We start from the raw sequence: 8,945 nt of genomic DNA on the forward strand, positions 1-8,945 counted from the left end.
CGGGGTTCACAAACCCGGTTTGTGCCGCCCACAAATAACCGGCCAGACCCGCCAGAGCGCCGGCCAGCGTGAAGGCGGCCAGTTTGTGGCTGAAGGTGTTGAAGCCCAGTGCCCGCATGCGGTGTTCGTTGACACGAATGCCCGACAGCGCCCGGCCAAAGGGGCTCCAAAGCAGGCGACGCAAGAACACGTACACCGCCAGCAGGCAGCCCAGCGTGAAGTAATAAAACACCCGTTTGTTGTCGAGGTCGATCACGCCTGCATCCGGACGAAAGTTCAAAAACAAGCCATCGGAGCCGCCCAGCGCCTTGTTGTCAAAGAAGATGTAAAAAATCATCTGTGCAAAGGCCATGGTGACCATGATGAAGTAAATGCCATGCGTGCGCACCACCAAAAAACCAATGACCAAAGCCGCCAGCGCCGCTCCCCCCACAGCCAGCGGCAAGCTGGTGTAGAGGCTGATGGCTTCGTTCTGAGGTGTGATGAAAGCCAACACATAACCGGCCAAACCAAAGTAAGCCGCATGGCCCAGCGATACCAGGCCCGTGACGCCTTGCAGCAAGTCCAGGCTCATGGCCAAGATGGCCAAAATCATCATGCGCACGACCATGGCGGTGTAGAAGTCTGAGCCCACAAAAGGGAAGGCGGCCAGGGCCAAAAAGCCCAGCAGCATGACCAGTTGTATGCTACGCGGCAGGGTTTCAAGGTGGATTTGGGGCATGCTCATGTTGTTGTATTTTTATTGCTTGAACAAGCCTTCGGGTTTGTACAGCAGCACAGCGGCCATGAGCACGTAAACCAGCATGCCCGAGGCTTGGGGAAGCAGCACTTTGCCAAAGGTGTCGACCAGGCCCACCAGCAGGGCTGCGATCAAGGCGCCGCGCACCGAGCCAATGCCCCCAATGACCACCACCACGAAGCACATGATCAAGACCTGTGAGCCCATGTTCGGGTAGACGCTCGAGACAGGCGCGGCGATCATGCCCGCGATAGAGGCCAGGCCAATGCCCAGCGCGAACACTACCGAGTGGATCAGTTGGATGTTGATGCCCAGCGACTCGGTCATCTCGCGGTTGAAAGCCCCTGCGCGGATTTTCATGCCCAGTCGGGTTTTGGAAATGAGCAGGTACAAGCCGAGTGCCAGTACGAGGCACACGCCCGACATGAACAGGCGGTACACCGGGTACGACAGGTTTTCGGTCAAGGGAATAGAAGCGGCCAAAAGTTCCGGCACAGGAAGACCGTGCACGTCGTCGCCCCAAATCATGGAGCGCATTTCTTCAAACACGTAGATCAGACCAAAGGTCAACAGCACTTGGTCGAGGTGGTCACGGTGGTAAAAGTGCCGGAAGAGCAAGCGCTCGATGAGCAAGCCAAAAGCCACTGACAAAGCAGTGCCTGCGATGATGGCCAAAGTGAAGCTGCCCAGCTGCGCGGCCAGTGACCAAGCCAAGTAAGCGCCCAGCATGTAAAAGCTGCCATGCGCCAAGTTGACCACGCCCATGATGCCGAAGATCAGCGTCAGACCCGCGGCGAGCATGAACAGCAGCAGCCCATACTGGACGCTGTTGAGCAGCTGGATCAAGAAGTTAACGAAGTCCATCGATGGGTCAGTTATCAGAATGAAGAGAAAAAAGCTCAGGCCCAAGGGCACAAGGCCAGACTGCTTGGTGCTGGGCAGTCAATGGTTTGGCAATGAGTTTAACTGCAGGGTCAACCGAGCGTTGACTCAGGCCAGATGCCATTGCAATCTGAATTTCAGCAATTCAGATTCAAGTAGACCCGGCCGTCTTCTATCTTGACGGGCCATGACTTGACCGGCTCAGTGGCGGGGCCGCAGCTGACAGTCCCATCCCGCAGGTCAAACAGGGCCTGATGGAACGGGCATTCCACGTGATGGCCATCCACAAAACCATCACACAGCTTGGCGTTGCCATGGCTGCACAGGTTGTTGATGGCATAAATGCTGCCATCTTCAAGTTTGAAGAGAGCGATGTCCTGGCCTTCGAGGGCCATGGCAATGCCTGCGCCTTCAAACAAATCGGCCTCAGCGGCCACGTCAATCCACGGGGTCATAGGGTTCTGGTCAGATGGGGTAAATGATGGAGTTGGGGATCATCTCGCTGTCGAACACGCACAAGCGCTCGGCGAACTTGAGTCCTTCAGGCGTCTGCACGATGGTGTCGATGTAGCGACCCACATTGAACACCGTGCTTTCTTTGTCCAGCTTGGTGCGAAACACCGCATAGTTGGCTTCGGTATGGATACGGCCTCCTTCTGCCTTGCGCAGCACAGGCGCTCCCACCACATGCCGCTGGTAGTAAGGGTCATGGAAGAGCGTTTCTTGGATCCCATAAACACGGTCTTTGAGCATGCCCTTGCTGGTGAAAGACAGTGTGCACAGCGGAAAGCCTCGGTCAAAATTTTCACGCGGCTGCAATTTGTAAACGCAAGCCTCAGTGAAAAATTCGGGCCACAGGCCCCAGTCACCGCTGTCCACTGCGTCGGCGTAATCGGCATAAAGTTGTTGAATGTCGAACCAGGTTTGCAGGTCCATCAAGGTTTTGGCCATCGTCAATCCTCCATCACTTTGCGCCAGTATTGGTACATGCCACGGATCAGGGCTTCGGTCACCATGTGGTCCGCCCCGCCGACATCGCGTCCGCCCATCTCCACCAACATGCGGTGCTCGGGTTTGGTTTCGAAAGCTTGTTGTGACAACTCGATCACCTCGCCGTCGTCTGCGGAGACAAAGCCCGCAGGCCCAAACAGGTTGGCCTGGCGCAAACGGCGTTCGGTCATCTCGGGCGTGTCGTCTGCGAAGCCAAAGTGCGTCCAGACAAAGTCGAACGCACCATGGCCATCAGGCTGGATGTGGCGAGTGGACACGCTGTTGACCTGTTGCTGAAAAATCACGCTGGGGAACAACGTCATCATCACCGCCGTGGGCATTTGCTCATCCAGTTGCCACCAAGCCTCGGGCACGATTTCCAAAAAGCTCGGATCGTTGAGCTGCATGCTCTCCTTGAAACTGCTCACTTGGGTGACCTGGGAGGTGTCTGCGCTGACCTGGCTGGCGGTGCCGCGTGTGGACACCATGGCCCCATGCCTTTGGTGCTCGTCTGTGCGCATCTCTGACTTGTTGTCCGCACGCCAAAGGCCGAAGGTGACAAACCAGGTGTGCAGCAGACCGGGATGGTAGGGGTCTTTGATGTTTTCCTGCATCAGCTTCCAGTTGCCTGGGATGCGCTGGCGGTTGTAGCCCAGGATTTTCAGCTCTCGACCACTGAAGAGGCGGTCAAAGTACCGGAGGATGGTGGGACCCAAGAAGGCTTCAAGCGATTCCACTTGGTGGTCAAACGAGGCAAACACCACGCCTCCCCGAGTCGCCACCTTCAGCGAGGTCAGTCCGTGATCCTTGGGGTCGAAGTCGGCAGGCATGCCGCCATTGACTTTGCCATCCTGACGCACGCCACGCCGGAAAGGCACGCCTTGCAATTTGCCGTCCAAGGCGTAGCTCCATTGGTGATAGGGGCAAACCAGTTCATTTTTGTTGCCATGGCGCTCGCGGCAAAAGGCCATGCCACGGTGCGCGCAGACGTTCTCGACCACGTGAATTTGGCCATCCATGCTGCGCGTCATGATGACCGAGCGTTCGCCAATCACACTGCGTTTGAAGTCACCCGGCTTGGGAATCTCGGCCTCCAGCCCAACATAGTTCCAATGGGCTTTGTAAAAAAAGCGTTCCAGCTCTTTTTTGTGAATGTCTGGGTTGACATAGAGGGCAAATGGGACTCTGCTCGTGCCTTTCATTTCCCAGTGGATGGGGTGTTCCTGCATGTTGACTCCTGATCAAACTTGATCCAAATCATGCGTAAAATCCAAAAATAAGTAAACCGGATTATTTGTATAGTCAATATTTGAAAATCGAATAACAAAGGACATCTGCACATGGACATCGCCAAACTGGATCTGAACCTGCTGGTGGTTTTGCACCATTTGCTCTTGAAAAAGCGGGTTTCGGCAGTGGCTGAATTGTTGGGCATGAGCCAGCCTGCCGTCAGCAGCGCCTTGGGACGATTGCGCGCCACTTTGGGCGATGAGCTTTTTTTGCGCACCCAAGGAGGCATGGCACCCACGCCCTACGCTTTGCAATTGGCCGAACCCGTGGCCATGGCCTTGGGTGGATTGCAGCAAGCCTTGAATGTGCGCGCCGCCTTCGATCCTGAGACGAGCACGCGCAGCTTCAACATCGCCATGACCGATGTGGGCGAACTGTATTTTTTGCCCGTGTTGGTGGATGCGTTGACACGCTCAGCCCCGGGGGTGACTTTGCAAGTGGTCAGCGTGACACAAACATCGCTCAAAGAGGACATGGCCAGTGGCCGCATCGATTTGGCCATGGGCTTGCTCCCGCAATTGCAGGCAGGTTTTTTTCAACGAGTCTTGTTTCGGCAGAAATACATTTGTTTGATGCGCAAGGGTCATGCGCTGGCGGGTCAAAACAAGCTGAATTTGGCTTCATTCATAGCCGCTGAACACGTGCGCGTGGTTGCCGCAGGCACCGGACACGGTCGGGTCGACGTTGATTTGACGCAGCAAAAATTGCACCGACACTTTCGACTGACGCTTCCTCATTACGTGGCGCTGGGCGATGTTCTGAGCCATTCCGACTTGATTGCCACAGTGCCCGAACGGTTTGCTGACAGGACCTTGGGGCCTTACGCTCTGGTCAAGCGAGAACTGCCGGTGGCCGTGCACGAGAGTTCGATTCACCAGTTCTGGCACAGCCGCTTGCACCGAGATCCGGGTCACCAGTGGTTGAGGCAGTTCACTTGGGAGCTGTTCGGTGATGGCCAAACGCCAGACGAAGAAAAACCCATTTGACGGATGTTTCGCCTGATAGGCAACCATTGTCAAATGGGTCGGCATTTGCGGAGTTTTAAGCCAGCAAGCGCTCAGGGCGATCCCCGTGGTGCGTGTGGCTTCACATGCGGCAACCTGCGCCGGAATCGGCCAAGGCCTTGGCCGCGATGCCAATGACCTTGTTTTCCTTGTTGGAGACTTCGCGCAAATAGATGTCTTGCACCGGGTTGTGCGACTTGCTCATGGTCCACTTGCCACGTGGGCTGTCGATCACGGCCACTTCCATGGCCTTGATCATGGCTGCTTTTTGGCTCACATCGCCCTTGACCGCGTTGGCGCCTTGCACCAGCAGCAAGCCGGTGTCGTAGCCTTGCACGGCGTAAACGTCGGGTTGCATCTTGAAGGTCTTGGCGTAATTCAGACGGAACTCGTTGTTGCGCTTGGTCTCGATGCCATCACCATAGTGCAGGGCGGTCAGCACGCCATCGGCCGCAGGGCCTGCAGCTTCGAGCACGCCTTCGGTCAAAAAGCCCGAGCCATACAGCGGGATCTTGCCCTTGAGGCCTGCGGCCGCATAGTCCTTGAGGAATTTGGCGGCACCACCGCCGGCAAAGAAACAAGCCACGGCATCGGGTTTGAGGGCGGCGATTTCGGTGAGCAGTGCCTGGAATTCGACGTTGGGAAAGGGCAGGCCCAGCTCTTTGACAATGGTACCGCCCGCCTTGGTGTAGCTTTCCTTGAAGCCCTCAAAGGCTTCGTCGCCTGCGGCGTATTTCCAGGTGATCCAGACGGCCTTTTTGTGGCCGCGCTTGACCATGACTTCGCCCAACGCCATGGTGGGCTGGCTGTTGGAAAAGCTGGTGCGGAACACGTTGGGCGCGCACTGGGCGCGGGTAGCGATGTGCACGCCCGCATTGGGGATCAGGCTGATCACGCCGCTTTCGCGGGCCACGCGGTGGATGCCCATTTGCACGCCTGAGTGCACTGTACCAATCAGCACATCCACCTTGTCGCGCTGCACCAGTTTGTTGGCATTCTCAATTGCTTTGGACGGCTCGGACTCGTCGTCCACCTTGAACCACTCAATCTCGCGACCACCGAGCTTGCCGCCTTGTTCATTGATGGCCATGCGCACGCCGTTTTCGATGGCCACGCCCAGTTGGGCAAAGGTGCCGGTGTAGGGCAGCATCAGGCCCACTCGTATCTTCCCGGACTGCGCCAGAGCGTTTTGTGAAACCAGCAAAGAGGTCGATGTGGCACCCAACAAGGCTGCACCTTGGGTCAGTACGGAACGTCGTGAGGTCATGTGTGTCTCCAGTGAGAATGATGCGGGTGCCCAAAAAAGCACTCGCTTCATTATGAGACATTCAGTCGCTCGTTTTCCTAGGGGAAATCATGGGGTTTGACCCATGCGTCCAGCCTTCAAAAAGAATACTTGAAACCCAGTGAAAAGACATTTGCCTTGTTTTGACGGTCACGACCCACGGTGGCGTCGAGCTGCAGGCCTTCAGCGATCTCGGTTTTGGCACCGAACTGGACGGTGGGTTTGCCGGTATCGTCGCCAAAGACCTCCACGTGTGGCGTGACGCCACCCATCTCGCGTTCAAAGGCAACGCCCCAGCTGGTGTAGTTTTTTTCGTTCTTGGGGTTGTGGCGTGTCAAATTGACGTGCACGGCCCCCAGAGCTGAATTGCAGGTCAGGATACCGACCAAATAAGGGCTGCTGCCCACTGTTTTTTCATGCACGGTGCCCAAGGTGCTGGCCACGTTGCAGCCGTTTTCTTGGCTCGGGGTGATGCGCCATTTGGCTTGAATGGCTTGTTCAGCGTTGCCATGCTTGCGGGCCTTGGCGTAACTGACGCCAATCTCCACGCCTTCAACAGGTGCAAAAGCCGGGGCCACGTTCCAAGTGTTGATTTTGTTGCTGTCACGGGCGACCCAGACTTCCACATGACCGGCCCCTTTTTCGTTCACGTTGGCATCGTCCACGGCCAAAGGGCGGCCGGCGTTGGCATGGCTGGCCCACAGGCAAAGGGTCAAGGAAATCAGAGCGAAGAGAGGGCGTTGGTTGAATTTTTTCATGGCAAAAAGGGCGTTCAATGGATTTCGAATTTGTTGACTTCGTTGCGTGTGGCGTCGGCGATTTTAGACAGCTCCATCACCGTGGCCGTGATCTCTTCCGAGGCGGCGGCGTTGCTTCGGGCAATGGCATCCAGGCTGGTGATGTTGGAGTTGATTTGCTCAACCGCTGCACTTTGCTGCTCCAAGGCCGAAGAGATGCGCTGCAGCATGTTGTCGGTCTCGAGCGAGCCTTGTTCGATCTGGTGCATGCCGTGGTTGACTTGCTTGACGGTGGCCACAGCACGTTGCGTCTCTTGCACAGCTTGTTGCACCAGACGTGCGATTTCTTGTGAGCTCTCGGCGCTGTTGGCGGCCAATTTGCCCACCTCTTCGGCCACGACCGAGAAACCTTTGCCGTGTTCGCCAGCGCGTGCAGCTTCGATGGCGGCATTGAGCGAGAGCAGGTTGGTTTTGTTGGCGATCTTTTCGATCACTTCGGTGATTTTGTTGATCTTTTCGGAGTTGGAGGCAATCGAGCTGACCACCTCGACCATCTGCTCCATTTGCTTCATGCCTTCGCGCATGATGCGCATGGATTCTTGAGATTTCTGGCTGGCGACGGTGGTGTTGCGTGACACATCGCTCACCGCATCCGTCGTTTGGCGTACGGCAGAGGCCAGTTGCGAAATCGCATGGGTTTGGTTTTGTGCACCGTCAGAAATTTGACCGATCGCCTGGCTGGTTTCATTGGCCGCTGAGGAGACCTGTTGGCTGTTGGTGTTGATGACACGCATAGCCATCGACAGCGCGTCCAGCGAGCGGTTGATGTTGTCTTTGAGGGTGGCCAACTCGCCTTGGCCTTGGGCATGGACCCGTTGCGTGAGGTTGCCACTGGCCACGTGTTGCAGCACACCCGAGACATCGCCCAGCATATTGTCCAAGGCCTGCATGGCGTTGGTGGCTTGCGTCATGGCGGCTTTGTATTCGCCTTGTGCATCGGCTTGAACGCGGGTCGAAAAGTGGCCATTTTCCAAAGCCGTCATCAGCTGAATCAGGCTGCGTGTGGTGCTTTGAATCGCATCTGCAGAGGTGTTGACCGCCTGTTTCATCTCGCCCAAGTCACCCTTGAGGTCGGCATGGATGCGGGGGGTGAAATTGCCCATGGCCAAGGCCGTGACCACTTGGTTGACTTCGCCCACGGCGGCCTGTTGTGACGCAATCATGCGGTTGATGGCGTGGGCGGTTTGCCCGACTTCGTCGTTTTGCGTGACGTCGATGCGAACAGAAAAATTACCGGTTTTTTCGATCGTGCCCACCGCTTCTTGCACTTTGGCCAGCGGTTGGGTGATGGAGCGGATGATCGAGATCGCCAGCCAAAAACCACCGAGCAAGCCAGCCAAAATCAGGCCGATGGTCAGGTTGCGGTTGAATTCGTAAGCGTCTTCGGCCAACACAAATTCATTGTTCGCTTCGGTCAGTTGGGCTTCAATGAACTCGGATAAAAGTTCGATCAACTCTTCCACCCCAAGATAGAGCTGTCTGTCGGTGAACGATGCCAAGTCGTCCCGGTCTTCTTTTATGTACAAAGCATCCAACTGGTCCAGCAAGGTGTTGACTTTGTCAAATGACGCTTCGATTTTGGTGACCAGTTTTTTCTCTTCTCCCACAAAGTCTTCGGTGGGGTGAGCGGCCCACTTGTCTTTGACCGTTTGCCTCGAGGTGGCCAGATGCTTTCGGGCCGCCTCCCAAGACATCTGGCCCGAGCGGACTTTGATGGTCCCGTCAATGACGTGCAGGGTGTATTGGTCAGAAATGATTTTCAGGTCATGCAGATGAACCAAGTGGTCGGTGTTGACAAACTTGAAGCTGGCAATGGCCTGCGTCATGCCACTCAAGCCGACCACGCCCACCACCACTGAAGCCATGCTGATGGAGATCACCAGCATAAAAAGCCTAAGAGAAACGGAAAGATTTTTCAACATGACCAGGGGTTCCAAAAAGAATCCCTATATTCTATC

At 56.2% G+C, this 8,945-nt stretch carries 9 protein-coding genes; 1 reads left to right on the forward strand and 8 read right to left on the reverse strand.

Going from position 1 to position 8,945, the window contains the following annotated elements; genetic code table 11:
* The 5 genes from Q0O19_RS12930 to Q0O19_RS12950 form a co-directional block, all read right to left on the reverse strand.
* On the reverse strand, positions 1-727 hold a 727-nt coding region (locus Q0O19_RS12930), incomplete at its 3' end, for a branched-chain amino acid ABC transporter permease (RefSeq protein ID WP_295523626.1).
* A gap of 12 nt (positions 728-739) precedes the next feature.
* Positions 740-1,603, reverse strand: coding sequence for a branched-chain amino acid ABC transporter permease (locus tag Q0O19_RS12935; RefSeq protein WP_295523628.1), 864 nt, complete (start codon positions 1,601-1,603; stop codon positions 740-742).
* 155 nt (positions 1,604-1,758) lie between these two features.
* On the reverse strand, positions 1,759-2,076 hold the full coding sequence (locus tag Q0O19_RS12940; RefSeq protein WP_295523630.1) for a non-heme iron oxygenase ferredoxin subunit: 318 nt from the start codon (positions 2,074-2,076) through the stop codon (positions 1,759-1,761).
* A 10-nt stretch (positions 2,077-2,086) separates the two neighbouring features.
* The gene (locus Q0O19_RS12945; RefSeq protein ID WP_295523632.1) at positions 2,087-2,572 is read right to left on the reverse strand and encodes an aromatic-ring-hydroxylating dioxygenase subunit beta; all 486 of its coding nucleotides are present in this window, start codon (positions 2,570-2,572) and stop codon (positions 2,087-2,089) included.
* A gap of 2 nt (positions 2,573-2,574) precedes the next feature.
* The gene (locus Q0O19_RS12950) at positions 2,575-3,840 is read right to left on the reverse strand and encodes an aromatic ring-hydroxylating dioxygenase subunit alpha (protein ID WP_295523634.1); all 1,266 of its coding nucleotides are present in this window, start codon (positions 3,838-3,840) and stop codon (positions 2,575-2,577) included.
* A 111-nt stretch (positions 3,841-3,951) separates the two neighbouring features.
* On the opposite strand from Q0O19_RS12950, the gene Q0O19_RS12955 reads away from it, so the two are divergent.
* On the forward strand, positions 3,952-4,887 hold the full coding sequence (locus Q0O19_RS12955; protein WP_295523636.1) for a LysR family transcriptional regulator: 936 nt from the start codon (positions 3,952-3,954) through the stop codon (positions 4,885-4,887).
* 100 nt (positions 4,888-4,987) lie between these two features.
* Here the strand turns inward: Q0O19_RS12955 and Q0O19_RS12960 are convergent, their stop codons facing one another.
* The 3 genes from Q0O19_RS12960 to Q0O19_RS12970 form a co-directional block, all read right to left on the reverse strand.
* On the reverse strand, positions 4,988-6,172 hold the full coding sequence (locus Q0O19_RS12960) for an ABC transporter substrate-binding protein (RefSeq protein ID WP_295523638.1): 1,185 nt from the start codon (positions 6,170-6,172) through the stop codon (positions 4,988-4,990).
* A gap of 116 nt (positions 6,173-6,288) precedes the next feature.
* Positions 6,289-6,906 carry a hypothetical protein gene (locus tag Q0O19_RS12965; RefSeq protein WP_295523640.1) on the reverse strand — a complete coding sequence of 206 codons (618 nt, stop codon included), beginning with the start codon at positions 6,904-6,906 and terminating at the stop codon, positions 6,289-6,291.
* 56 nt (positions 6,907-6,962) lie between these two features.
* Positions 6,963-8,909: a methyl-accepting chemotaxis protein gene (locus Q0O19_RS12970; RefSeq protein ID WP_295523642.1), complete on the reverse strand. Its 1,947-nt coding sequence runs from the start codon at positions 8,907-8,909 to the stop codon at positions 6,963-6,965.
* Between the last annotated feature and the right edge of the window lie 36 nt (positions 8,910-8,945).

This window comes from Limnohabitans sp. Rim8, from assembly GCF_945869175.1.
Classification (GTDB): domain Bacteria; phylum Pseudomonadota; class Gammaproteobacteria; order Burkholderiales; family Burkholderiaceae_C; genus Limnohabitans_A.